Below are 26,884 nucleotides of genomic sequence, written 5' to 3' on the forward strand. Positions count from 1 at the left end.
GGAGCGTGGGGGCAACTGCGCTGCGGTTTGAACGCTTACGAATGATCGGCTTGTCAGCTGCAACCCGCAAAACCGTTGCCGACGACCGCATTCCGGTCCAGCCGCAGATGCTCCGGATCCAGCTTCAATTGTTCGAAACGCTGCCTCAGCAATCCCGGGAAACGTCCATACCAGGTGGCATTGAGCGGAGAGGGATGCGGCAGCGGATGCAGACGCAGCGGGCGGCTCATTCCCGCCAACTGCACCTCCAGCGAACTTTCAAAGCGGTCTTCGCGGGCCCAGAAGGCATCGAGGCGGCCGCGCAGCGACTTGTCCTGAGCGATGCCGAACCACAGAAAGGCTTCGCGCCCCAGCGTGATCAGATCGCGCCCCAGCCAGCTATGTTCGAGCAGCTCCGTCATCGCCGGGTGGAAACGCTTCTTGATACTCATCGACCAGGCCTTGTTTCCGACGGGCTTGTAAGGAACGGTATTGATCCAGAAGAAGTGCCGGCTCAGGGCGCGCGAGGCTTCGAAGTCCGGAAGCGGCTGTCCATGAAGCTGCTGATGAATCGCGCGCCGAACGATCTGCCCACCGGCCCCGATGAAGGGCTCGCCGTGACAGATTTCATCCCGACCGGGATCGCGCCCCATGAATCCGATGCGGGCATCGATTTCGCCGAGGCCGATGATCGGATCGAGCGGATTCTTGTCGAAGCGACGGTAGACCTCCACGTCGACGCCCGGGGTCGCGGCCGCAAGCTGACGAAACGTGGCGAGTTGATGCGCGTCCAGCGCCATGTGGATCTCCGAAACGGTGGGGTTCGTGGCGGAGCAGCATGTCGGTCGCGGCGGTGACTCTCAAGCTTTCAATCGTCGCTCTTGCGCGCCAGCGCATCGAGTTCCGGATAAAAACGGAACAGCCCGTCTCCGAATGCCTGGCGCCTCGGGGAGTGCCAATAGGTCGCCAGTGGCGGATGCGCGAGGACGGCCTCGACCAGCGTCGAGATTGCCGGATGGCATGCCTCGCGCCGCCGCATCGCGGTCGGAAAGGCATAGCGCAGGCCTTCCACGACCAGGAACAGGGACAGGTCGGCGTAGCTCATGCGCGGACCCGCCAGATACGGGCCCGGCGACAGTGCGATCACACCATCGAAGTAATCCAGGTACTTGGGCAGGCGCGACAGCAGGAATTCTTCGCTGCGCCGCGCTGCCTCCTCAGCCTGGTCTTCGTAGTGGAGCCCGGAGGCGATCGGGTGGTGCGTGTCGTGAATCTCCAGCACCCAGTCGGCCAGCGTGAGCTGCAGTTGCTGAACCCACAGGCGTCCGGCCTCGTCGTCGGGTGCCAGATCATGGCGCGGGCCCAGATAACCGAGGATATTGGCGGTCTGGCCGATCACCAGTTCGCCGTGGCGTAGCAACGGTGGCGCGAAGCTGGGAGTTTTCAGGATATTGCCATCGATCGCCCACATCGGCGAAGTCAGGGCGGCCGCGCCGTCGCCGCCCTCCTGAGCAATATCGCGATACGCCACTCCGGCCGCCTCCAGCGTCAGGCGCACGAACTCGCCGCGACCTGGCAGACCCCGCCAGTAGTAGAGTTCGTAGGTATTGTCCCGCTGCGACGCGCGGCGCATTGCGATCTCCGATGCGACTTTCGAGGCGGTCCAGTCTGGGCGCAAAGGCTGAGTCGTCGCTGAAAGCCCAGGCCCGGAGAATCAGACGCGGCCGACGCGGTTCATGCCGACGACTCGCCGCGCACGGTGAACACTTCGCGCAGGTAGGCGAGATAGCCGGGATCGTCACACATGGTCTTTTCGGGCGAATCGCTCAGCTTGGCCACCGGCTGGCCGTTGCAGCGCGTCATCTTGATGACGATATTGATCGGCTCGGGACCGAGATCGTTCGTCAGATTGGTCCCGATGCCGAAAGCGAGACGGCAGCGGTGCCGGAAACGGGCGTACAGCTCGACGATGCGCTGCATCGTCAGACCGTCACTGAAGACCAGCGTTTTGCCGAGCGGATCGACGCGCATGCTGTCGTAGTGCGCCAGCATGCGTTCGCCCCATTCGAAGGGATCGCCGGAATCATGCCGGGCGCCGTCGAACAGCTTGCAGAAGTACAGATCGAAGTCGCGCAGGAAGGCATCCATGCCATAGGTATCCGACAGGGCGATTCCGAGATCGCCGCGGTATTCGCTGGCCCAGGTTTCCAGCGCGAACTTCTGCGAATCGCGCAGGCGCGGCCCCAGCGCCTGACAGCCTTGCAGGAATTCGTGGGCCATCGAGCCAATCGGCGTCAGACCGTATTTCATGGCGTGCCAGACATTGCTGGTGCCGGCGAGTTGGGGGCCGAGCAACGCCGGCAACTCGCCAATCAATTCATCATGCCAGGCACCCGAAAAACGGCGACGCGTGCCATAGTCGGCGATCCGGCAATCCGTATCCGCCTGATCGCGCAGCACCCTGCATTTCCGGCGCAGCCGGCGATGGCCTTCCCGGTGGGCCTCGGCACGATCCGTCCCGCGGAAATGCACCTCGTTGACGATGGCCAGCACCGGCACCTCGAACAGGATCGTATGCAGCCACGGGCCGCGGATCATGATCTCGATTTCTCCCGGAACCGGCGAAGGCCGGATGTCGATGAACTGCCCGTTGAGGTGAAACAGGCCGAGAAAGTCGACGAAATCGTCACGCAGAAACCGCAGGCTCCGCAGATAGTCGAGTTCGGTCTGGCTAAAATGCAAGGCGCACAAGCCACGAACTTCCTCACGAATCTCATCGAGCCCACGCGCCAGATCAACGCCGGGTGTCCGGCACTTGAAGCGAAACTCCGCCTGCGCCCCAGGGAAATGATGCAAGACAACCTGCATCATTGTGAACTTGTAGAGGTCGGTATCGAGCAAGGACTGGATTATCATGCGGGCAGCTTCTGGAGGGCGCTGACCAGTCTACCGCGCGCAAAAAGCGTACGGATCGAGATGAATCGATGCTCGAGCGAGCCTTACGGAGGCCTCACCGATGTTCAAGGCCAGGTGGTACTGGCCACGGCAAAGGGCGACGTGGATTCCCCATGCGACGATCGCGTGAATGTCGACAGTCCCTGACGGCCATGCCACAAGCGGGCACCCCGCAGAATGAACCTGCCGCGGCATGGCCCTTGCCCTTACCCACCGCTCTCCTCCCGCAATCGGGCGAGGGTAGATCGGCATCACGCGGCGCGTGATTCACGTCAATAAAGGGGAGCGGCCAGTTGTTCGGCGCGAAAGTTTCCAGCGTCGCGAGTGACGCGATAGGTGTCGGGGGACAGCATCTCGAGTGTTCCCTCAGCGCAGCGCTGCTCGAAATAGTCGAGCGTAGCTTCGACCTTCGAAAAATTGACCTTATGTTTGTGAGGCGCCAGATTGAATCGCCACCAGCGCAGCGCCAGCATGCGTTCGACGACCGGTTCCGGGAATCGCAGACGTACGACGCGCGCCGGCGCACCGACGGCAATGGCATATGGAGGAATATCGTGGGTCACAACGCTTCCGGCGCCAATGACAGCACCATCACCGATGCGGATCCCCCGCTTGACGAAAGAACCCGCGCCGACGTAAGCCTCGTGCCCAATATGGGTCCACAATGAAAGTGTTTCGGCGAACGAGTAGTCTTCGCTATCATCGGGAGCCAGGTCTCGAAAATCGGGCAGTTGGTACATCCGCGGCTGGTAGTGTTCCCGCGTGAATGAAAACGGATGCGTACTGAACCAGTCAGTGGGATGGTCGGGCGGCCCGAGCACAACGCCTTCGCCGATCTGTCCGTAGCGACCTATCCAGCAGCGATAGATGCTGGTGGTGACCTGGCCATTGATCAGCGTAAACGCCCCCAGGTACGAGTCTCGAATGATCCTGGGATCATAGACCCAGGCGGGGCGCTCGTAAGTAATCGAACCCGAAATCGTTCCCCCCGAGACAACGAACAGACCGAGATCAAGCAAGCCTTTGGCTGAAACTTCCTGTATCACGACCGCTCCAATATTTTTGCCCGAGAACCGCATCGGGTAGCCATTATAGCTCGAAATGAATGGGTATTTATCAAGGTATTGAATCGACTATTCAGCTTGTTTTGAAAAATTCTTACAAAATCGTCGAGAACTTCAGTATTTGTGTCGTTACCGGACTATCGGATTCCGACCGGAAAGCCTTCCTGCAAACCGCAACCGGTCCTCCATCGATCGATGAAATGATGCGTTCTTGATCGGCTTCCTGAGATTCTTCCGTTCAATTCCGCCGTCAGGACGTCCCCTCCCGCAGGGGTCAACAATTTCACCAGACGGGCAGGCTGAAGACTGGGCCGGTTTCTTGGCCACCTTAAGGTGAATCACGCGCGGCGTGATGCCGAGCTACCCTGGCCCCGCTTGCGGGAGAGCGGGGACCGTTCGCGAATGCGGGCGGTGGGTGAGGGAACGGCCATGCCGCAGCAGATTCATTCTGCGTAGGTGCCGCTCGCGGCATGGCCGTCAGGGTCGCGCGACGGACACCGGATCGCTGGCCGGGAAGGTTTCCTCAATGCCCTCGTCCAGTTCCGTTTCGGCGTCCATGAGCCGATTGAGCGGGGTGCTCAGGGCCCGCAGCAGATCGCTGGCATCGACATCCTTGAGCTTGCCGGCAATATCGCCCATCGACACGATGCCCACCAGACGCTTGTCGCGGTCAAGCACCGGCAAGCGCCGCACTTCATGACTGATCATGCTGCGTGCCGCCTGGCGCAGCTCATCGTCCTCGTAGCAGTATCGAATGCCATCGGACATGATGTCGCGAATCTCGGTTTCGGCATCGCAACCCTTGGCGATGCCGCGGACCGCAAGGTCTCGATCGGTGATGGTGCCGAGCAGGCGGTCGTTCTCCCCGACCAGCACGAGTCCGCTCTCGGCTTCCGACATCATGATGGCCGCTTCCTGTAGGGTCTGGGCGGGCGTGGCGATACGAACGTCGCGGGTCATCAGTTCACTGACTTTCATGTTCGGCCTCCTGCAGTCTGCACGAATCGGTTTCGACCTCCGGCGCCCGGAGGCCGACCTGTTCACAGACTAGCAATCGCGCCTGAATCGGATTCGAACTGGGTGCAATGCAATGCTGCGTCATTCCACATTCGCTCATTCGAGGGGATGAGAATTCATGCGACATTGACTACCCTGACGCGGCGCGACCCAGGGACCAGCAATCAGGAGTCCGCCATGCACCACCGCATCGCCCTGCTCTCGGTGGTGGTCGCAATCTGCGGCTGCACCGGCGATCACAGCAATCAGGCATCATCCGCCCCATCGACCTCCGGGCTCGCAACGCCGCCAAAGATCTGCTCCGAGAACTATCTCAGCGTCCGCGAAACGGCAAGCAACGCCGGGGCCGGCCAGCAAGTCATCGAAGCCTCGGTCTTCAATGACAGTCCGAGAACCTGCGTTCTGCACGGATATCCGGGCCTGGCTCCACTGGACGCTGGCGGCGTCCGGGCTTCGGCCATCGAGGTTCGCCAGGTTGTCGGTGACTCCGAGCTTCAACAGCCTCATGCGGTCGAATTGAAGCCTGGCGCATCGGCGCACTTCGAAATCAGCTTCAGCGTGATCGAAGGCGAATCGGGCGGATGTCCCGAAATCGAATCGGTGGACGTGATGGCCCCCGGCAGCAACAAGGTGATCGGCAACATCCGCCGGCCGATTCGCGCCTGTGGCGCGCACATCGACGTGGCGCCGCTCTCGAGTACGGATTAAGCGGCAGGCAGTTCCACGCCGAGAAAGTTCGCGGTCCATCCGGCGATCAACGCGGCGTGGCTGGCGGGGAAGAAATGCCCGGCATCCGGCACCACGCGAAACTGCGTGTCCGGCAGTGTGGCGGCCAGGGCACGGCCGGACGGCAGGCAGCGCGAGCGTTCGCCATACAGCAACAGTGTGGGCGCTGCGATCCGTGCAATCTCATCGGCGCTGGCGCCCATCTCCAGAAACTCGCGCGGCGCCTCGGTCTCCTCAAGCAGTTTCAGATACTGCCGCGCACCTCGCATGCCGCCGCGTCCTTCGCCGAACGGCGTGAACGCATCACGCGCCTGCGGCGCCCATTGCTCGGCGCGCAGGCGCGCGGTCACCTCCAGATAACGCAAGCCGACCTGAGGCTCTCGATCCCAGTCGAGTCCGGCACGCTCGGCAATCTCGATCTCCATGGCCGACAGATGCGGGGAATCCGCGAGGCGCTGTTCGGGCTGGAGCGTGTTGATCCTGCTGTCCATCAGCACCAGCCGGCGCAGCAGCTGCGGATACTGCACTGCGAACTCCAGTGCGATGCCACCGCCATAGCTGTGGCCCACGACATCGGCCGACTCGATGCCGGCCTGTTCGAGGAGCGCCGCAAGATCCCCGGCCTGGTCCGCGGCCGAGTAGCCCTGCGGGCTCAGACTGCTGTAGCCGTGACCGCGCAGGTCGTACAGGGTGACGCGGAACGCGTGCTTGAGCGCCTGCGCCAGCGAGGCGTACCAGAACGCCCGATTGGTGGCGAGTCCGTGCACCAGCACCAGGTCCGGCCCTTCGCCCACCTGCTGATATTCGAGGCGGCAAGCATCGGCTAGCTCAAGGCTTGCCATCAGCGCGGCTGGCTCACAGCTGCTGCGCGAGGAAGTCCGAAATCTGGCCGATCGACAGATCGTCGACGTAGCGGCCGTCCTTCATCAGCAGCTTCTCGAACGGCAGCTTGCGCTTGCCGAAGTCCTCTTCGATCGCGACCACGAGCTGGATGATGTCGATCGATTCGAACGACAGGTCAGCCAGCAGCTTGGTGTCGCTGTTCATCACACCTTCGAATTCACTGTCCCAGTCGGCGGTGAAGTCTTCCAGGGTGGCGATCAATTGGGCGGTGATGGCCTCGGGAGCCATCGAGGGCGTCGCGAGATCGTTCATGTCCTGATTCCTCTCAATAGATTTCCGGGTGTAGGTATTCCGCAAGGAATCGCCCTCACTCCATGTAGCCGAGCATCTGCAACTGTTCCATCAGTTGCTGCTTTTCCTTTTCGTCCATTTCCTCGCCGGCCTGGCGTTCGCCCGGCGCTTTTGTCTTGGGACCGTGCTGGACCGGGTTCTGTGCCAGCCACTGTTCGCTGAAGAAGGCCGCGGGGACTTCACCCTCGAAATCCTTCGGCACTTTCAGGCCGACGCTGTGCAACAGCGTGGGCGCAACGTCAACGATCTGACGCCGTTCGATCATGCCGGATGCGGCGACGCCAGGGCCATAGGCCATGAAGATGCCGTCCGGATGATGGGTGCCGGCCGCGACTTCGCGCTGGATCACGACGGGCTGGAAATTGCGGATCGAGACGAAGCCGTGATCGCGCAGCACCAATGTCAGGTCCGGCGCGCGCTCCATGTGCTTGCCGGGGAACCAGTCCTCGCGCTTGAGCACGTCGATGACCACCGGCTCGCCCTTTTCATTGCTCAGGGAGTAGAGGTCGTCGATCAGCTTTTCGCGAAAACTTTCGTACTGTTCCGGCGGAACGCCGGAGTCGCCGGGCCGGGCCGCCACACGAATGTTGATGCCGTTCGAGGACGGCGTGCGGCAATAGGCGGTGGTGCCGGCCCAGTCGAGGTTGGCGAAGTCGCTGGCCTCGCGGCGCAGTGCCTGCTCGCTGCCGTCGCTCTCGGCCCATTTCACATAGCCCTTGTCCGCCAGGAAGGCGTTGATGCGCAGCACTTCGGTGGATGCGGTGAAGCCGTGGTCGGAGGCGAAGAATACCTGCGCGTCCGGGCCAGCCAGCTCCACCAGGCGCTTGATGTAGCCGTCCAGGTTGCGGAAATATTCGAGGCAGACATCGCGCATGCGCTTTTCCCAGGGCTTAGGATCGGCCGGCACCAGTTCGGGATCGAGGTAGGCCCAGGCCTGATGCTGGATCTTGTCGGTGCCGTCGAACATCACCGCCATCAGGTCGGGATCGTCATTCCGCAGAATATATTCGGCCACGCGAAACCATTGTTCCTCGCGCGGCAGGTGGTAGCGCACCCAGCTTTCGGTGTCCTCCTCCGAAAGCTTTTCCATCGCCTGCTTTTCGTTGTCGAAATCCCAGGCCAATTCCTTGGGATCGAAGCCGGGAATGTCCTGCTTCATGCGGTCGAACAGCTCACGCGGATAGGTGTTGCGGCGCAGGTGCTTGGCCGGGATGAAGCCCGGTACCACGCAGCCGTTGACGTTCTCGGGCGCCGGCGCGGTCAGCGGGAAATTCAGCGCTGCGACCTTCTTGCCCTGACGCGAGGCGATCTGCCAGATGAATTCGCAGTCGATGTCGCGCGAGTCGTACAGCGTCCAGTAGATCTCGCCGCCCTTGTCCTCGGCACGGATGAAATCGAACACGCCGTGGTGCCCCGGACCCCGTCCGGTCTGAATCGAGGCCCAGGCCGGCGGTGTCAGCGGATTCGGCGTGGACGCCAGCTTGGCGCGCGTGCCGGCCTCCATGACGCTCTTCATGAACGGCATGGTGATGCCTTCATCCGGAAGTTCGCGCGTCATTTCGTTGAGCACGGTGTAGGTGCAGCCGTCGAGGCCAATGAATAAGGTCTTGCTCATGGTCGCGTCCCTGTCGGTGGGTTCGTCGGTTATCCGGTTGAAAGTTCTCAGCGCATCGAAACGCTGCGTGGAGTGTGCTGCGTCGGCGGCGCGACAACCGCGATCACCGATTCCTCGTCCAGAAAATGCAGGCTCACCAAAAATTCCCGCGAGGCATGCAGCACTCGCGCCGAACCTGAGCCGATTGCCAGCTGAAGTTCAGTGACCACCCACTCCAAGGGACGCCCGTCCAGTCCCAGCCCGGCCGCTTTGGCGGCGGCCTCCTTGGCAGACCACAAAGCCACAGTGGCACGCAAGCGCATGGCCGCGTCCAGCGGTTCCACCAGGGCAGCCTCGCGCGCGTGCATGCCACCGCGAATCAAGGCATCGACATCCACATCGTGCAGTCGTTGCAGATCGATTCCGATCTCGTGACCCGCGTCCGCAGCGACCGCCACGGCACCGCCGCCGGAATGACTCAGCGAAACCACGGGCGGCGTGCCGCTGATCGCCGCACAGCGCACATAGGGACGCCCGTTGTCGGCATTGAGTATGTCCACGTCCGCCGGCGATAGGTTCAAGCCGCGTGCCGCCGCCCAGTGACGCACTGCATCCTTGGCAGCGACGCGACCCATCAGCCAGTCGGCACGCCGGCCACCGCCGCGCGGCATCGCATTGAACAGCTTGCGTTCGCTGCTGGACAGCATCATGTGCGCCAGCACGCGCATCCAGATTTCGTGCCCGACGCCGAGGAAACCTTCCGGGAACGCAGGGTTGTGAACGGCATAGACGCCCGCGCCAAGCACCAGCGGGACACTCAAGCATTCGCGCTGCGGCTGCAAACGGTAGTTGAAATACCGCTGCGGCACATCGAACTTCCGGTCCTGCCAGCCTTCGAGCCGCATCAGCACCGTTCCGTTTTCATGAATCAGATCGAACTCGGCATGCAGCTGCGTATCGCCGACGGGATGAATCCGGCCACGCCCGATCAGCCGGGTGCCCGGTGCAGGCGGCGGCCCGTAGCAACCGAAACGCTCGCAGCGAAACGGGAAGCAGTTGTAGTCCCAGCCGAAACGCTCGATCAACCAGTAGCCTGCCATCTGCCCGACGGCGTCGAGCAGCGCTGCATCGGTCTGCATCCTCGGCGAGCTCGTGAACGAAAAGAAGTTGTAGGTATCGTGCGCCGCGAGATCGCACTCCACAGCCGTGGCCGACCAGCGTCGCACGTGTTTCACGCAGCGCAGACGCGGGCCGTGAAACATACCCTGACTGTAAAGCGTGCTGTCGTCGTGACGGGCCACGATCTGCGACGGCTCGTCCGGCCAGGCCAGAGGCTGCGGCGGCGCTTCGTAGTCCTGGCCCAGCAACACTTCGGTCTCGAATACCACCAGTCCATCGGGAGGCATGCCGCTACCGAGCATGAACAGCCTGACGCCGACCGTGGAGGCGCCGGGTGCGCGGGTGGCGACGATCCGCAGATCGAGGTGGTCCTCGTCCAGAGTCAGCCATCGGTGCCCGCGCACCTCATGGTGACCGCGTACCACGAAGCCGTCCCCAACCAGGCGTCGCGCGGCTTCGGACGCAATCTCCATGCTGAAGGTGAACGGCATCACCTGCAACGCGCGCAGATCGGGCTCCAGCACCGAGGGCGCGGAACCGATCGCGTGATCCCGCAGGTAGAGGTCGGTATCGGCATCGTAGCGGCGGCGCGATTCAAGCCGGCCAGCCTCGTGTGCGACGATCCGACCCAGCATCGGGTACGCCGGATCGTAGCCTGGTGTCACCGCCTCCGCTTTCGCGACCATGGCGGGCACCTGAACCGCCGGCGTCGCCAAGGGCAGCGCCGGCGGCGAGCCCTGCCCCAACTGCGACATGACCCGCATCTGGCTGGCGAGAAAGTCGTTCATCAGCGAGAAATGGGCGCGCAGCGCAGCGCCGCGCGGATCGGTGACATCGGTCGCGGGTGGCGCCGCCAGCGGCGGTGCGGCGGCAGCCGGCACATTTCCAGCGACCGGGTTCGAGGCTTGCGGCGTCGAAGCCTGCGGCGGCGGCCCGCGGAAAGCATCCGGAACCCGCAGCTCCGGCATGTTGAGGTTGAGAATCGCCGGTTTGCGGCGTGGAATGGCCGGCGCGACCCAGTCGATGTCGGCAATCTGCCGATGCGCGAACAGCCCCGGCATGCGCAGCGGCACACCGCAGGAAAACAGCTGCGCAAGCATGTGGTTCAGCTGTTGCACACCGGACCGGCGGCGGCTGTTGCTGGCCACCGCCACCAGTTCCTCGCGTCCGCGCAAGGCATCCGACACGAACGAAGTCAGATTGCCGCTGGGACCGATTTCGACGAACACGCGCACGCCATCCGCATAGAGTCGCTCCACGGTTTCGGTGAAGCGAACCTTGGCTTCCCACTGCTTCGAAGCGAGCGCGCGGATGCCCGGCGCATCCTCGGGAAACGGTCCTGCGCTGCACGCGCTGTACAGCGGCACGCGTCCGGCGCCGAACTCGATGTTCTCGTAATAGTGGCGGTAGGCATCGGCCACCGGCCGGAACAGCTCGGTGTGATAGGCGCGGCCAAACGGCAGCTCCTGACAGATGGCGCCCTCGGCCGACAGCTTTGCGCGCAATTCTCCGACCGCCGCCGAATCTCCGAACAGCACCAGTTGATTGGGGCAATTGTCCATTGCCGGAACGATGTGGTTCGGTGGATCGTCGAGCAGCGCCTGACGCTGTTCGGGGCGCAGCGCACCAATCGTCAACAGACTGCCGCCAAGGATGCGGCCTTCCCCGTCGAGCCGCTTGTAGATGTCGTTGAGGTCTCGAATCGTCTGCGCGATCTCGCTGCGTTTGCTGAATCGGCGTACGCCCGATGCGGTGAGCGCGGTGTTCTCGCCGGTGCTGTGTCCGAGCATCAGGTCCGGCTTGAGGTCCACCGCATCGACAACGGCAAGCAGCGCCATGCTGGCGGCAAACACCGACTCGGCCGCCACATCCATTTCGTAGAGCCGGGCTTCCAGCGATTTCGCGGCAGCCTCTCCCAGCGCCGTCGGTGCCGGGAACAACACCGGAGCCCGCGCCGGCGCACCGCGCGCGGCCGCGGTATCGTCCAGGAAATCGAACCAGTCACGCGCCTGCGGGAACTGCACGCAGACGTCCGACAGCATGTTCTGGTACTGCGAGCCTTCGCCCGGGAACAGAAAGGCAATACGCCCCGGTGGTTCACCGTGGCCGTAATAGATTCCGTTGCGCGTCTTGAACGGCGTATCGCCGCGCGCCAGTTTTTCCGCTGCCTGGGCCAGCTTTTTCAGCAGATCATCGCGATCGGCGGCGACCAGTGCCAAACGATGACTGCCCGAGGCATCCTGCGCGCACAAGCGCGCCAGGGATGGCAGGCCGGGTTCATCGAAGGCCGAGGCACGCGCCACCAGTTGCTCGACGCGCCTGCGCAGCTCTTCCAGCGACTCGGCGGCCAGCACCAGCAGCTCGCCTTCGCTGGGAGCATGCAGCACCTGGGCCTGCACCTTGCGGGCAGGCCGGTACTCCTCCAGCACGACATGCGCGTTGATCCCGCCAAAGCCGAAGGCGTTGACGCCGGCGCGGCGTGGCTCGCGGCCGCCATGTATCCACGGGCGCGTTTCGGTGTTGACGTAGAACGGCGTGCGTTCCAACCCCAGTTCGGGCTCCACCTCGTCGCACAGCGTCGGCGGCAACACCTTGTGGTGCAAGGCCAGCGCCATCTTGATCATGCTCGCCGAACCGGATGCCGGTATGCAGTGACTGATCATCGACTTGATCGAACCGATCGCGATCGTCGGCAACTCTCCGTGTCGCGGTCCGAACACCCGCGACAGCGCCTGAATCTCGGTGCGATCCCCCAGCGGCATGCCGGTGCCGTGCGCCTCGATCAGTGAAACCGTATCGGGCGAGACCTGAGCGTTTTCGTAAGCGCGGCGCAGCGCCAGTTCCTCGCCTTCCAGACGCGGCGCCAACACGCCCTTGGCACGGCCGTCACTGGCGACGCCGATGCCACGGATCAGCGCATAGACGCGGTCGCCGTCGGCTTCCGCATCGGACAAACGCTTGAGCGCCAGAAAGCCCGCCCCTTCGCCCAGCAAGGTACCCGAGGAACCCTTGCTGAACGGGCGTACCCGCTCACGCGAGAGTGCATTGATGTTGCAGAAGCTCATGAAGATCTGTGCACCGGTCTGCACCTGTGAGCCGCCGCACAGCATCACGTCGCAGCGACCGGTCTGCAATTCGCGCACCGCCGCCTCGACCGCCAGCAACGACGACGCACAGGCCGCGTCGACCACGTAGTTCGGCCCCATCAGGTCGAGCCGGTTGGCAATCAGTCCGGTGGCGATGTTGGACACGAAGCCCGGCGTGGCCTCGGCGTTGAACGCCGGCAGCTGCGCACGCAAGGCTTCCCGCAGATCCTTGAGTTCGACCGCCGAGAAATCGGGACGCACCGCCGCGATCGCGGCCAGGGTCTGGTCCAGCACCAGGCCGTGCTGCGCCAGTGTCATCGTGCCGCGATAGGCGTAGCCACCGCGACCGACGATGATGCCGGCGCGGCTGCGGTCGAAATCCTTGTCGAGCAGGCCGGCGTCGGAGAGGGCATCGCGCGCCAGCCTCAAGCCCAGATAGTGATCCGGATCGGCACCATCGATCGAGCGCGGCATGATGCCGAACTCCGCCGCGTCGAAGCTCGCGAGTTCTTTAAGGAACCCACCGCGCGTGGTGTACAGACGCTCGGTGGATTCGGGATCATTGTCACGCGACAGCGAAGCCCAGGCGGCATCGGCCTCGCTGGTGGCGTCGACCTTGTTGAGCACGTTGTTCCACAACTGGGTCGCGTCGGCGGCACCGGCGAAACAGCCGGCGACACCGACGATGGCAATCGGTTCGGCACTCACGAATGCCCCGCAGCGCGATTCAGCGCGGCCCACAAGGTGCTTTCGCTGTCGAGTACCGCCAATCTGAGGTCGCCCGCCGCGTCGATGAAGTAGGCATCGAAGGCGATCGCCAGATCATGCGGCGGCGGCCGCAGGCGGAACAATACTTTCAGTGTGGCGGGCAGCGGCGCCTTTCCGTAACGTACAAGCTGGCCGAAACGCGCTGGCAGCGCACTGGTCGAATGCTGCTTCCGCACCCAGACGAATGCCAGCTGCGCCGCGACATCGACCAGACCCGGATCGAGCAGCCATTGCCCTTCCACGCCGACCCACTCCTGCGGCGTGCTGGAACGCACGACGGCGTCCACGCCGGTCTCGCTGAAGGCATCGATCGCGGTCATGAGCTGGAATCGACCCGTATGGAACAGATAATCGCGATACACCGTGGCGATATCCAGGGACTCACCCTGGATGGCCGGTGGTACGGGCGGCGGGATTTCGTCGAAACGCTCGACCAGACGGACCGAAGCCCGATACAACGGCGCCTTCCGTCCCGGCTCCACGATGTCGACGCTGATCATCTGCTCGCCGCTGCCGGAATGCGTGGAGGCGCGCGCGCGGATCGAGACTTCCCGCCCCTTGTCGCCATCCAGCACCACGCCGGCCAGCGTCCTCAGATCGCGAACCTCGGCGAGCTGCCAGCCCGGCCAGCCTTCGACCGCCACCTGCGCCATCCACTCGGCGGCACCGGCCGCCGGCAGCACGCGCTTGCCGTTGATGACGTGGTCGTCCAGATACGGATCCGACTCGGCCGTGAAGTGATGCGGCAGCACCAGAGCGCCGCCGCTGCCCATGCGCAGCGACTGACGGATCAGCGGCATGGCCTGTGGCGGCTTGTCGGCGGCCGGTGCATCCAGCCGCGGTGCAATACCGTCGATTTGCTGCCACGGCCCCTGGCCGATCACAACCTCGACTTCGTTCTTGGGACCATAGGCGAGTTCATTGATGAAATAGCGGCGCCCCCCAGCCAGCGGAATCGGCGCCATGCCGCGTTCGCGGAACTGGCGCTTGACGCCTTCGCTGGCCATACCCGCATCCCAGGGCCCCCAGTTGACGGCGATCACGCGCGCCTCGGTCCATTCACGCGACAGCTGCCATGCCAGCCGGTTGATCACCTCGTTGGCGCAGGCATAGTCGGACTGGCCCTGATTACCGTAGCGGCCCGCGACACTGCTGAAGAACACCAGCAGCTTCAGGGAATCCGGGCGCAGCCTGTGCTTCAGGGTCCAGGCCGAATCGATCTTGGTGCCGAACACGCGGTCGAAGGACTCGACGCTCTTGTCGGCCAGCAGCTTGTCCTCGATCACGCCCGCGCCGTGGAGCACGGCGTCGATGCGTCCGTACCGGTCATAGACCGTGTCGATCAGCGCGCCGAAGGCCTGGACATCACGTACGTCACAAGCCTGATAGTCGACCGCGGCGCCGCAGGCCGCCAGCCGGAGCAGATTGCCGCGAATCTCGCGCGCCGCCAGCAGCCGCGACAGCTGACGCTCGAATTCGACCGGTTTAAGAGCCTGACCACTCGCACGCGCGTCCTCGATCAGGCGCTGGCGCAGCGCCGTCGCGTCGGCGGCCGCCGCGTACCGGGCGTCTTCGGCCGGCGGTTCCGGGCTGCGCCCGACCAGCACGATCCGCATACCGGGCCGCGCGATTTCCTCCAACAGCTCGGCGGTGATTCCGCGCGCACCGCCGGTGGCCAGCACCACCCAATCAGCCGCAGGCGATAGGCGCGGTGCGAACGCATTTTCCCGCAATGCGTCGTCGACGGTGGTTGTCGCATAACGTGCGTCGCCGGTGTAGCCCACCTCCGGCAGCGCGTCGTTCGCCAGCAGTTCATCCGCCAGATAGTCGGCGATCGTCAGCGGTGTCTGGCCATCGAAATCAACCAGGCGGAAACGACCATCCGGGTATTCGTGGCGTAGACACTTGATCAGCCCGGAGACACCGCCGCCGAGCACCGAACCATTGCCCACGGCGGTGCGTCCCAGCGTGCCACCCAGCCGCGTCGCCGCGACCAGGCGGATGCCTGAGAGCTCCGCGCCCAGCGCCTGCACCCAATGGAACAGGGACATCACGCTGCGCTGGCCCGCATTGCGCCAGTCCTCGAAGGAATCCGAGGCCAGCGGCTCCATGCCGTACAGATGCACGACCCCGCGAACCGGACCGTGACGCTCGCGTGCAACGGCCAGGCTCGCGGCAATCGAATCAGCTTCGATCGCATCCACCGCCACAACCGACGCGCCTTGCGCCGCCAGTGATTCCATCAACGGCATGCGGGTGGCGTCGTCGCCACCACAGACAAGCACGAGTCCGCTCAGCGTGCCGCGCTCGGCAATGAACGGCACCGACTGAGGACGGATCACATAGCGCGGCACCTCCGCTATTGCCTCGGTGGGAGGCGGGCTCGCGGGAGGTCGAAGGCCTGAGGCGGGAGGCCTTACGACAGCGGTAGGCGCCAGAGCCTCCAGCGCGGCGATGATTGCGTTGAGCGTCCTGGCGCGCGTGAAGGTCTCCATCCCCGCCTGCATCTGCGCGCCGGCGTCCGCCGGCAGTTGTTTCTGCAGAGCACCGGCGATTTCGACACGCTTGATCGAGTCGATGCCAAGGTCGGCTTCCAGATCGGAATCCAGACCCAGCATGTCCTCGGGATAACCGGTGCGTTCTGCGACGATGCTCAGCAGCGTTGCCTTGTAGTCGATACGGGTGGAAGCAAGAGGCGTGAGGGGTAAGGCGGCAGGCGCAACAGCTGCAATCGGTGCCATGGGCGCCAGCGCTTCGAGCGCGGCGATGATCGCGTTGAGCGTCCTGGCCCGTGTAAACGTCTCCATGCCTGCCTGCATCTGCGCGCCGGCGTCGGGCGGCAACTGCTTCTGCAGGGCACCGGCGATTTCGACACGCTTGATCGAGTCGATGCCAAGGTCGGCTTCCAGATCGGAATCCAGACCCAGCATGTCCTCGGGATAACCGGTGCGTTCTGCGACGATGCTCAGCAGCGTTGCCTTGTAGTCGATACGGGTGGAAGCAAGAGGCGTGAGGGGTAAGGCGGCAGGCGAAACAGCCGCAACCGGTGCCATGGGCGCCAGCGCTTCGAGCGCGGCGATGATCGCGTTGAGCGTCCTGGCCCGTGTAAACGTCTCCATGCCTGCCTGCATCTGCGCGCCGGCGTCGGGCGGCAGTTGTTTCTGCAGAGCACCGGCGATTTCGACACGCTTGATCGAGTCGATGCCAAGGTCGGCTTCCAGATCGGAATCCAGACCCAGCATGTCCTCGGGATAACCGGTGCGTTCTGCGACGATCGCCAGGAGCACAGCGGCGTAATCGACGCTGTCCCGGGTCCCGGAAGCCGTCGCCAGGGGCGCCATGGGCTCGGGCGCCGAAACGGCTGCCGCAACCGACGCGGCAACCGGCGCCGCAGGCTCCACGCCTGACACCTCACCGGCGGCAGGCGCAGCCGCCGCCAGATACTGCCCAATCACACGTTCCTGCAAGGCCAGGAACTGGCGCATGGTTTCCTGGTAGGCCGCCATCGCATCGCCGCTGACCGGCGCGCCTGTGGCCGCAGCCGCCAGCGGTGCCGGACTGGCAGCCGGCGCGACCGGTGCAGAGGGCGGTGCTTGCCTGGCCCGGCGCTGGGCACGAGCCGCGTCACGCGTCTCCAGCGTCAGAGCCGGACGCTTGCCGGTACGGATCTCGGGATCGTTGAGCGCACGGGCGCAACCGCCGGACAGCATCCAGGTGGTCTTGCTCGGAATCGGTGCCGCCATCGCTTGGCTGAGTTTCGCTACGGCGTATGTAGTCAGGCCTCGCGGTTCATACAGCGCAAACGCGTCCAGCGTGGCACCGGCAACGACCAGTTCGGCGATACCGCCGAGCAGACCGCGCAGACCACCGCCCTGCCCGTCCAGCGATACGGCGCGCGCATCCTTGCCGGCCAAGGTGGCCATGGCCATGTTGCTGCAGATGCTCTTGGGCCCGAGTTCGAGGAACAAACGTATGCCGGCTTCGTACATCGCTTCGATCTCTGCGACGAACTCCACCGAACTGAGCAGATGCCGATCCAGCAGAGCGCGGGCCTTGCTCGCATCGTCCGGATAGCGGGCGCCGAGCGTGTTCGAATAGACCGGGAATTCGGGCACTGCGAAATGGGCGCCGGCAATCGCCGCCGACAGCGGCGCCTGGGCGGCGGCCACCAGTTCGGTATGGAATGCGCCGGACACCGGCAGACGAGTCGCGCGAATGTCCGCGTCCGTCAGCGCCTTCACCGCCGCGTCGATCTGACCGGAAGGACCGGAGATCACGCTCTGTTGTGGCGAGTTGTGGTTGGCGACACGCACGCCGTCGAAGGCGGCAATGTGCGTTTCGACGACCCCGCGATCGGCCTGTACCGCGGCCATGCCGCCAGCGACGCCATCAGCGGACGCTTGCGCCATGGCGCCGCCACGAATCGCCGACAACCTCAGGAAGGTTTTCGGATCGATCACTCCGGCAGCCATCAGCGCGGCATATTCGCCATAGCTGTGGCCGGCCGCCGCGCTGGCCTGCAGGCCCAGGCGGCGCGCGAACCATAGGTAGCCGAGTTCGATCGCACCCAGCGCCGGCTGCGCGTGCTGTGTCTGCGTCAGGCGTTTCTGCTGAGCCGTTTCGACCTCGGGCGTGAACGCGGATTCCGGCCATATCAGTCGCGACAGACGCTGCGGCAGAACCTCCGCGAGTTCACCGTCGGCGAGTTCCACCGCTGCGCGCAGCTCCTCGAGGTACACAGCCGGCTCGCAGCCCATGTTGACGTACTGCGCACCCTGCCCTGGGAACAGCAGGCCGATCTTTGGCGCGCTGTCCGGTACCGCTTTCGAGAACTTGATGTGCGGCGGCAGCGGTTTGCCGGATTCGACATGCGCGCTCAGAGCCGAAATATCGGCACTCAGCGCCTCATAGTCACGCGCGGCAAAAGCGGCCACGCAGCGGCCTGACTGGCGCAACTGCGCGTCACGTACCAGGCTTGCGGCGAAACTCGAGAATTCGAGATGCCTGTCCGAGGACAGCAGGCCTTGCAGCTGCTTCAATTGCTGCGCGATACCCGTTTCGTCGGTGGCGCGCAACACGATCAGTTCGTAGGGCCAGCTTTCCGCACCCGGCACATCCGCTTGCGCGTAGCCGTCTCGATACTCTTCGAGCACCGCGTGAAAATTGGTGCCGCCGAAGCCGAAGGCGGACACGCCGCCGCGCCGCGGATGCCGCGGATCGGCAACCCAGGGCCGTGGCGCCTTGAGCAGATACACCGGCGATTCTGGATCGGCGATCGTGTCGATCGGCCTGTCGACGCCGTAGTGCGCCGGCAGCGTGCGGTGATGCAGCGACATCGCCACCTTGATCAGGCCGGCGACACCCGCACTGGCCTTGGTATGACCGAGCAGGGTCTTGACCGAGCCGATCGCCACGCTCTTGGTCGCCGCGCCTTCGGCCTGCAGGGATTCGATGATGGTCCGCGCCTCGGCGCGATCACCGACCGGCGTACCGGTCCCGTGCGCTTCGGCCATGCCGATGGTCGCCGGCGAGAAACCGGCCTTCGCGTATGCACGCTTGATCGCCCGCATCTGTCCTTCCGGACGCGGCGCCGTCATGCCCAGGGCCTTGCCGTCCGAGGAACCGGCAGCCGCCTTGATCACGGCGTAAATGCGATCCCCGTCGCGCTCCGCATCCTCCAGCCGCTTCATCACGATCACGGCGAGACCCTCGCTGATTGCGATGCCGTTGGCGGCCTGGTCGAAGGTGCGCGGCTGGCCGTCCGGCGACAGCGCCTGCGTCTTCGAGAAACACAGGAAGCCGAACGCCGACTGCACGGTGTCGATGCCACCGGCGACGACGACGTTGCTGCGCCCGGTCTCGAGTTCGTTGACGCCCATGGAGATCGCCGCCAGCGACGAGGCGCAAGCCGCATCCACGGTGAAATTGACGCCGCCGAAATCCAGACGGTTGGCGACGCGCCCGGCCACGACGTTGAGCAGGGAGCCGGCGAAGGATTCCTCGGTCCATTCCGGCAGGCGGTCCCAGACCTCCTCGGACAGGTCCTCGACGAATCGTGGCAGTTCTGCACGCAGTGCGTACTGGGTGCCGAGGTCGCCGAGACCGCCGCTGGTGCCGAGGATGATCGAGGTGTTCTCGCGGTCGAATCCGCCGTCCGCGAAACCGGCATCGGCCAGTGCGCGCCGCGACACTTCCAGCGTCAGCAGCTGCATCGGATCGATCGACTTCATCGACCTCGGCGGGATGCCGTAGATCATCGGATCGAACGGCAGCTCGTCGAGAAAACCGCCCCACTTCGAATAGACCTTGTCGCGCGCGGTACGGTCGGCATCGAAATACAACTGCCAGTCCCAACGCTCCTTGGGCACTTCGCGCAACACGCAGTTCTGACGCAGGATGTTGTTCCAGTAGGCATCCGCGGCCAGCGCCTGCGGTAGCAGCGTACCGATGCCGACGATCGCGACGTTCGACGGCGCCGCCGCCGCCGCGCCCTCACGACGGATCGTCCAGTTGGCCATCAAGGCCGCCGCACCTTCACTGACTTCCAGATGCAGGTTCTCGACCGGCAGGGCTGCGTCGCGCAGCGTCGCCACCTGGCCGATCATGTACATGCCGTCGCTCAACTGCTGCTCGGCCGCCACATCCACGATCGTGCCGCTGGCGTCGCGGTTGACGCCCTTGGAGGCGATGCGCAGGCGCCCCATGTTGAGATCTTCGAGCTCGTCGCGGATCTCGTCGGCGGACTTGCCTTCGCGCAGCAGCTGCCGGCGCTGCGCGTAGAACTCATGAGCGAATTGCGAATCGACGCAACGCGTGGAGTGCCCTGGCCCGGTCTCCAGGCTCATGGTGCGCCGGCAGGCGATCGCCTGAGCCTGGAAACCTTCGACCACGGCGCCGGAGCTGACGATCTCCGGCGTGAACAGATAGGCCGTGCCCATCAGCATGCCGATCTTGAAACCGCGCGCCGCCAGTGGCGCCGTCATCGCGGCGATCATCGCCCCGGAACGCGCGTCGTGTATGCCGCCCGCGAACAGCAGATGGAACTCGCCTTCGCTGCCGGGCGCGGCCTGGGCCAGCAGCATTTCGATCATCTGCTCCCACAGCGGGAAACTGGCGATCGGCCCGATATGGCCGCCGCATTCGCGGCCCTCGAACACGAAGCGGCGCGCGCCCTGCTCGATGTACATCTTCAGCAGCGCCGGCGCCGGGGCGTGGATATAGGTGGGAATGCCGCGGCTTTCGAACTGCGCGGCCTGATCCGGGCGGCCACCGGCGATCAGCGCATAGCTGGGCTTGCAGGCCCAGATCGCCTCGCACTGCTCGTCGCGCAGGGTCTGCGGCACGAAGCCGAGCATGCCCACACCCCAGGGCTGATCGCCGATCTGCCGGCGCGTGGATTCCAGCATCTCGCGCACCTGCGGCCCGCGCATCAGCGCCAGCGCCAGGAACGGCAAGGCGCCACCGCGTGCCACATCGACCGCAAATTCCGGGCTGTCCGACACGCGCGTCATCGGACCCTGCGCGATCGGGAAACGCGTGCCGTGCGAGGCAGCCAGCGGCGCACCGGGCGACAGGTGTTCGAGCCGGTTGGCCGTTTCGATGAATTGCTCGCTGGCGGAACGCATCGCCTGCACCAACCTGCCGACGCGTTTGTAGCGCTCGCGATAGATCGCCGCCACACCGATGCCCTGACCCAGCGGCAACAACTGAGCGGCCCCCCAGCCCAGCCGGGACCGGACTTCGCCGTGCCAGGCCTCGATGGTCAGCTCGCCACTTTCGGCGTCGCGCGAATGGGCTTCGATCGCCTTCAGCGATTCGCTGCCGGGCCGAGCGTAGACCCGGCACGGCGCATTCGCCAACTCACCGAACAGCCGCGTCTCGGAGCCGTTGAGCCGCGCCAGCTCCAGCTTGACGCGATCCGAGAGCGCGGATTCGTCGAGCAGCAGCAGTTGGTCGTCGAGCACCACGCCGGCGGCGCCGGCGATGCGCAGGCCGGCCGCGGAATGCAGGCCGATACCGCCACGCACATGAACCGGCCTGGCCACCTTGCCGAGCAGCTTCTGGGCGAGAATGTAGGCGGTGTCGTCACCGACCCAGCCACCGGCCTCGTGGCCCTTGGCAACATAGGCGTCGGGCTCGAAACCCAGCGCCGCGATGTCATCCGGCGAACGGATTTCGGCAAACACTGAATGTGCCGAATGCGTGCCGGCAGGCAGCGATTCGAAGCGATCGCGGTCCGCATCCACGAGCATCACTACCAGCTCGCGTTCGCCGGCTCTCTCGATCAGGCGCCGGCCCATGCCGAGTGACTGTGGCGTCAGTCGCAGACCGATACGGCCACGCGTGCCCGCAAGCAGGCGGTCGAAGTTGTCCTCGACACGCTGCGCGTCGCCGGCGTGCTCAAGGTCCAGAACCCCGATGGCGCCAGCCCGCGACGCCGCCACAGCGATGCCGGGATGCGAAAAGTCCGCCGGCACCAGACAGAAAATATCGAAACTGTTTACGTCCATGTCTTGCCACCCCAGGGCCTGTTCGCCTTTCGCGCGACGCCGAATCCCGTCGCAGTCGCCGAATATCGACGATCACTGCTGCAATCTGCTGTATCAACCTTTGTGCCCCCCCCACGCTCGGTTCATACTAGCGCTTGACGCCCTCCAGAAACGGTACTTCCAGTACCTTCTCGTGCACGATCGGGCCATGCCCGAAATAGCCGCTTTCGCCAAAGCACTCGCCGTGATCGGCGGTGATGACGAAGTGCGTATCCTTCGGCGCCTTGTCGATCAGCGCGGCCAGCACCTGGTCAACATATTCCACGGTCTTGGTCTGCTGAAGATGCAGCATCCGCATCTGGTCAGCGTCAAAAAACTGACTATCGGTATCGATTCCCAGATGGTCGTCCATGCGTTTGAACACCCCGTGCACCCCGGAGATGTGCGGCATCGTCTTCGGATCCAGCATGTACGGATAGTGGGTCTCGCCGAGGTTCAGGAAATGGAAGCTCGGTTCATCCTCGTCGAATTCGATCTGGTTGACGATGCCGACGAAATCGTTGTGATTCGGCATCAGCTTGTATTCGTCGAAATGCCGGTTCAGATGCGAGAACGGATTGAGTACCGGCAGCGACACGCGCGCCTCGGTGCGGTAGCCATGGCTCTGCAAGACCTTGGGCAAGGACAGCTCGGGGATGAAACTCTTGAACGACAGGCCGTCGATGCCGAGCCGGTCGACCCACTTGGAAAAGTCCTTCTTGTAGACCTCGGACGCGAACACGCCCTGCGGACTCTCGTGCGGAATCATTCCCATCAGATAGGTGTAGTGGGACGGGCTGGTCCAGGAGGCAAACGAATAGCGTCGCGAGCCCTCGCCCAAGGCATCCATGTTCGGGGTCTTCGCAGCCTGGTAGCTGTCGAAACGACAGCTGTCCATCACGATGAAGACCAGATTTTTCAATGCCATCCTTGTGCGCGCTCCGTGTGGAATTACTGAACTGTCCATGCCCCTGACGGACAGCGGGTGGGCAGTCTAACGGCCGTGCCGCCAAGCGGCACCCCGCAGAATGAATCTGCTGCGGAATGGCCGTTCCCCTACCCACCGCTCGCATTCGCGAGCGCCGCCTTTCCCGCAAGCGGGCGAGGGTCGGTCGGCATCACGCGGCGCGTGATTCACGTTGACAATGTAAGGTTTTGCGCATGGCGCCTCCGGTCATTGACTTCGATACGACCACAACCAGTTCGACTCCTGCAAATCGTGCTCGACGCGCTTGCCGCTTTACTCTAGAATTCGCGACCCTTTTGAGATCATGGCTAGGTAGCTCAGCCGGTTAGAGCGCGGCACTCATAATGCTGAGGTCGAGAGTTCGAGTCTCTCCCTAGCCACCATCTCGACTTCGATGACCGCAAGGCTTGCGAAATCCGCTCAACGGAATCCGCAAGCCTGCCGTTCGTGCCCCCTCGCCGCCATCGGCGACCTTGCCAACGGTTTCTTACGCAATCGCAATGGTCTATCGCAGGCAAGCGCCATGCCGCTATTCGGCATTTTGCAGGCGTGCGCGTCCGGTTCATGCTTCAATCGACTGCATGGAGCGGGCCCCCACCAAACCCATCAAACCCAGCCGACACCGTCAAGAACGAAAATGCGAGGAGACCACGGTGAAAGTCGCCGCGCGATGGACGACATCCCGACAGAGCTGCGCCTCGCCGCGTCAGGCCAGGTCATGAATGCGGCCCAGTCCGCATCATCACTACTGCCGTTCACGCATTTCGAGGACAAGATCGACGCCTGGCTGGAACAGGGCCACGCGCAGATGGGCCACAGGCTGTGGTTCCTGGCGCGTCTCGCACCGGCACGCGCGGTCGTGCTGCGCAGCCTGGATGGTTTCGGTTGCATTCCCCCCGGAACGGTACTGCGCCTGCCATGCGAACTGTGGCGCGCCGAACAGGCCGACAGCGTGCACATCATTCCCTCGCTGTTGAATGCGGCGCTGTGCATCGACGACGCGCGCGAAGTTTGCCTGCAGGTCCGGTCCTGGATGTCCGCCCCCCTGCAGGACGCCACCGGGCATGCCTACGCCGCGCTGTTCGCCATGGATTCCACCGCGCACGACGACTCGATTCATTCTTGCAGCCACCTGCTCAGGTTCGCAGCGCGTCAGCTTTCGACAATATTTATCGATGAGCAGCGCGACGTGGCGCGGCAGCGCGATCACGAACGCAGCAGCATGCTGAACAGCACCGACCCCTCCACCGGCCTGTTCACGACCTCGGCCTGGCGTTCGAGCCTTGCGGTGGAGGAACAGCGCTGTCATCGGCTCGGCGACCCCTGCGGCGCCATCGCGATCCGCATTCAGACATCCACCGAGGACCGCCGAGAGCACGACCGTGCGTTACGCCGGATCGGCTGGATCGTGCGTTCGCTGGTTCAGAGCCCGCATCTGGCGGCACGCACCGACGATCATCTGCTCGGCGTGCTGTGCATCGGCATCCACGCACCAGAGACGCAAAGTCTGGCGCAGTCCCTGCGCGCCGCCTTTGACCAGGAACAACTGCCCGTCAAGCTCGCGCATGCGCAACGCGACTCCGCTTCACGCAATCTGCCAAGCGCCTGGCTGACGGCACTGCGTGAGGTTGTCTGAGACAGGCAAGCGTTTCAACACGGATAATCCCCCCGATGCCGCAGCCCGAACTTCTCGATGCCTTCGTCACCGCTGCGCGCGGCCTCGAACCGCTGCTGGCCACCGAGCTGAGCGAATTGGGTGCTCAGGACGTGCGGGAGCGTCGCGGCGGGGTCGCCCTGCGTGCGGATCTGGCAAGCCTCTATCGCGCCTGCCTGTGGTCGCGAACCGCGTCGCGCGTGCTGCTGCCGCTGTTCGTGGTGGACGCACCGGACCCGGAGCGCCTCTACGAAGGCGCGCTCGCCCATGACTGGTCCGCCCTGTTCGATGTGGACGTGCGGCTGGCGATCGAAGTGGCCGGACGCTCTCCAGGCATCACGCATACGCATTTCGCCACACTGCGACTCAAGGATGCGATCGTCGACCAGTTTCGCGCACGCAGCGGACGCCGACCCTCGATCGATACCGAACACGCCGACATTCGCCTGCACCTGCATTTGGATCGCGAACGCGCCACCATCAGCCTTGACCTTGGCGGCGGCAGCCTGCACGAGCGCGGCTATCGGCGCGATGGCGGCCAGGCGCCGCTGAAGGAAAATCTGGCGGCCGCGCTGCTGTTGCGTTCAGGCTGGGCCCGGCTCGCAGCAGAAGGCGCGGCGTTCTGCGACCCGATGTGCGGCTCCGGCACGCTGGCGATCGAGGCGGCGATGATCGCCGCCCAGCAGGCCCCGGGCCTGTCGCGCCGGCAATGGGGATTCAGCGCCTGGCTGGGCCATCGTGCGGACCTCTGGGAAACCGTGCGGCGCGAGGCGGTCGAGGCCAGGCGCACCATCAGCCTACCGATTCATGCTTCCGATTCGGACCCGCGAGCGCTGGAGACGGCGCGCGCCAACGCCCGGCGTGCCGGACTTGCGCCGGCCATCACCTGGACACTGGGCGATGCGCTGCAACAGACCGCGCCGGCCGCAAGCGGCCTGCTGCTCAGCAATCCACCATACGGCGAACGCCTGGGCAGCGAGAACGAACTGATCAAGCTCTACAGCCTGCTCGGCAATCAGTTGCGTCAGGGTTTTGGCGGCTGGCATGCCGGCATCTTCACCGCCCGCCCGGACCTGGCGCCGCGCCTGGGCCTGCGCGCCTCGGCGATCCATTCGTTCTACAACGGCGATCTGCCGTGCAAGCTGTTGCAGTTCGACATCCCGGCCGAACCGCCCTCGGCCGAACACGGCAGCGATTTCGCCAACCGCATCCGCAAGAACCTGCGCCATCTCGGCAAGTGGGCGCGGCGCAACGGCATCTCCGCCTACCGGCTGTACGACGCCGACCTGTCCGAATACGCACTCGCGGTGGACCTCTACGACTGCGCCGGCGAAATCCATCTGCACGTCCAGGAATACCTGGCACCCAAGGACATCGACCCGGTGCGTGCCGAGCAGCGTCTTCGACAGGCGCTGGCGGCCCTGCACAGCATTTTCGAACTGCCGTCCGAGCGGCTGCACTTCAAATTGCGCAAACCGCAGAAGGGCAGCGCCCAGTACGAGCGCCAGAGCCAGGCCCAGCGATTCTTCGAACTGGTCGAGCACGACTGCCGGCTGAGCGTGAACTTCGACGACTATCTCGACACTGGCCTGTTTCTGGATCACCGGCCGCTGCGTCTGCGCCTGCAACGTGAATCGCGCGACAAGCGCGTGCTTAACCTGTTCTGCTACACCGGCAGCGCCACCGCGCATGCGGCGGTGGGCGGCGCCTCGCGCACGCTGTCGGTTGATCTGTCCAAACCCTATCTCGAATGGGCGGCGCGCAACCTGCAAGCCAACGGCTTCGCGTCCACGCTACAGACGCGCCGCGGCGTGCGTTCCGCCTGGAACGAACCGCATGTGCTGCTGCAGGCCGACTGCCTGCAATGGCTGCGCGAACAAGCCGCCGACCCGGCCTCGCCGCGCTTCGACCTGATCTTCTGCGACCCACCGACCTTCTCCAATTCCAAACGCATGGAGGAAGTGCTGGACACGCAGCGCGATCACGTGGAAATGATCCGCAACGCCGCCGCCCTGTTGCGTCCCGGCGGCACGCTGTATTTCTCGACCAATCGGCGACGCTTCAAGCTCGACGACGCGGCATCGGCCGGCCTGCACGTCGAGGACATCACGCAACAAACGCTGGACGAGGATTTCAAACGTCCGCCGCCCGCGCACCGCTGCTGGAAAGTCACACAGCTCTGAGCGGCGAAGTTCCCGGCTGGCACAGGCATTGCGGCGCACTTGCTTGAATC

At 64.5% G+C, this 26,884-nt stretch carries 14 protein-coding genes and 1 tRNA gene; 4 read left to right on the forward strand and 11 right to left on the reverse strand.

The window, feature by feature from the left end:
• Window positions 1–53 precede the first annotated feature (53 nt).
• From RM530_RS09120 to RM530_RS09140, 5 genes are all read right to left on the reverse strand, one after another.
• Window positions 54–779, reverse strand: a complete 726-nt coding sequence (locus tag RM530_RS09120; protein WP_311364915.1) for a uracil-DNA glycosylase family protein — start codon at window positions 777–779, stop codon at window positions 54–56.
• A gap of 68 nt (window positions 780–847) precedes the next feature.
• Window positions 848–1,612, reverse strand: a complete 765-nt coding sequence (locus RM530_RS09125) for a glutathione S-transferase (protein WP_311364916.1) — start codon at window positions 1,610–1,612, stop codon at window positions 848–850.
• Between the two features lie 101 nt (window positions 1,613–1,713).
• A complete protein-coding gene (gene pncB / locus RM530_RS09130; protein ID WP_311364917.1) occupies window positions 1,714–2,895 on the reverse strand; it encodes a nicotinate phosphoribosyltransferase in 1,182 nt (393 codons plus the stop codon).
• Between the two features lie 311 nt (window positions 2,896–3,206).
• Window positions 3,207–4,013: a CatB-related O-acetyltransferase gene (locus RM530_RS09135; protein ID WP_311364918.1), complete on the reverse strand. Its 807-nt coding sequence runs from the start codon at window positions 4,011–4,013 to the stop codon at window positions 3,207–3,209.
• Between the two features lie 462 nt (window positions 4,014–4,475).
• Entirely contained in the window at window positions 4,476–4,976 is a 501-nt protein-coding gene (locus RM530_RS09140) for a CBS domain-containing protein (protein ID WP_311364919.1), read from the reverse strand.
• A gap of 216 nt (window positions 4,977–5,192) precedes the next feature.
• Between RM530_RS09140 and RM530_RS09145 the strand changes: the two genes are divergently transcribed.
• A complete protein-coding gene (locus tag RM530_RS09145) occupies window positions 5,193–5,723 on the forward strand; it encodes a DUF4232 domain-containing protein (protein ID WP_311364920.1) in 531 nt (176 codons plus the stop codon).
• On the opposite strand, the gene RM530_RS09150 is transcribed toward RM530_RS09145, so the two are convergent.
• The 6 genes from RM530_RS09150 to RM530_RS09175 form a co-directional block, all read right to left on the reverse strand.
• Window positions 5,720–6,583 (reverse strand): alpha/beta fold hydrolase, encoded by an 864-nt coding sequence (locus tag RM530_RS09150; RefSeq protein ID WP_311364921.1) that lies wholly within the window; start codon window positions 6,581–6,583, stop codon window positions 5,720–5,722. The two genes, RM530_RS09145 and RM530_RS09150, sit on opposite strands and share 4 nt — an antisense overlap.
• Window positions 6,584–6,596: 13 nt before the next feature.
• Window positions 6,597–6,896, reverse strand: coding sequence for an acyl carrier protein (locus RM530_RS09155; protein ID WP_311364922.1), 300 nt, complete (start codon window positions 6,894–6,896; stop codon window positions 6,597–6,599).
• Between the two features lie 55 nt (window positions 6,897–6,951).
• Complete coding sequence (locus RM530_RS09160) at window positions 6,952–8,550, reverse strand: alkaline phosphatase family protein (RefSeq protein WP_311364923.1); 1,599 nt, start codon at window positions 8,548–8,550, stop codon at window positions 6,952–6,954.
• A gap of 47 nt (window positions 8,551–8,597) precedes the next feature.
• Window positions 8,598–13,442 (reverse strand): polyketide synthase, encoded by a 4,845-nt coding sequence (locus RM530_RS09165; protein WP_311364924.1) that lies wholly within the window; start codon window positions 13,440–13,442, stop codon window positions 8,598–8,600.
• On the reverse strand, window positions 13,439–22,012 hold the full coding sequence (locus RM530_RS09170; protein ID WP_311364925.1) for an SDR family NAD(P)-dependent oxidoreductase: 8,574 nt from the start codon (window positions 22,010–22,012) through the stop codon (window positions 13,439–13,441). Before RM530_RS09170 ends, RM530_RS09165 begins: the two co-directional genes overlap by 4 nt.
• Window positions 22,013–22,139: 127 nt before the next feature.
• On the reverse strand, window positions 22,140–22,958 hold the full coding sequence (locus RM530_RS09175; RefSeq protein WP_311364926.1) for a sulfatase-like hydrolase/transferase: 819 nt from the start codon (window positions 22,956–22,958) through the stop codon (window positions 22,140–22,142).
• Window positions 22,959–23,303: 345 nt separating this feature from the next.
• On the opposite strand from RM530_RS09175, the gene RM530_RS09180 reads away from it, so the two are divergent.
• The 3 genes from RM530_RS09180 (at window position 23,304) to rlmKL (ending at window position 26,834) form a co-directional block, all read left to right on the forward strand.
• Window positions 23,304–23,380: transfer RNA gene (locus tag RM530_RS09180), tRNA-Met, on the forward strand.
• Window positions 23,381–23,667: 287 nt separating this feature from the next.
• Window positions 23,668–24,633, forward strand: coding sequence for a hypothetical protein (locus tag RM530_RS09185; protein WP_311364927.1), 966 nt, complete (start codon window positions 23,668–23,670; stop codon window positions 24,631–24,633).
• Window positions 24,634–24,668: 35 nt separating this feature from the next.
• Window positions 24,669–26,834, forward strand: a complete 2,166-nt coding sequence (gene rlmKL / locus RM530_RS09190; RefSeq protein WP_311364928.1) for a bifunctional 23S rRNA (guanine(2069)-N(7))-methyltransferase RlmK/23S rRNA (guanine(2445)-N(2))-methyltransferase RlmL — start codon at window positions 24,669–24,671, stop codon at window positions 26,832–26,834.
• Window positions 26,835–26,884 lie beyond the last annotated feature (50 nt).

This window comes from Banduia mediterranea (assembly GCF_031846245.1).
GTDB classification, from domain to species: Bacteria; Pseudomonadota; Gammaproteobacteria; order Nevskiales; family Nevskiaceae; genus Banduia; species Banduia mediterranea.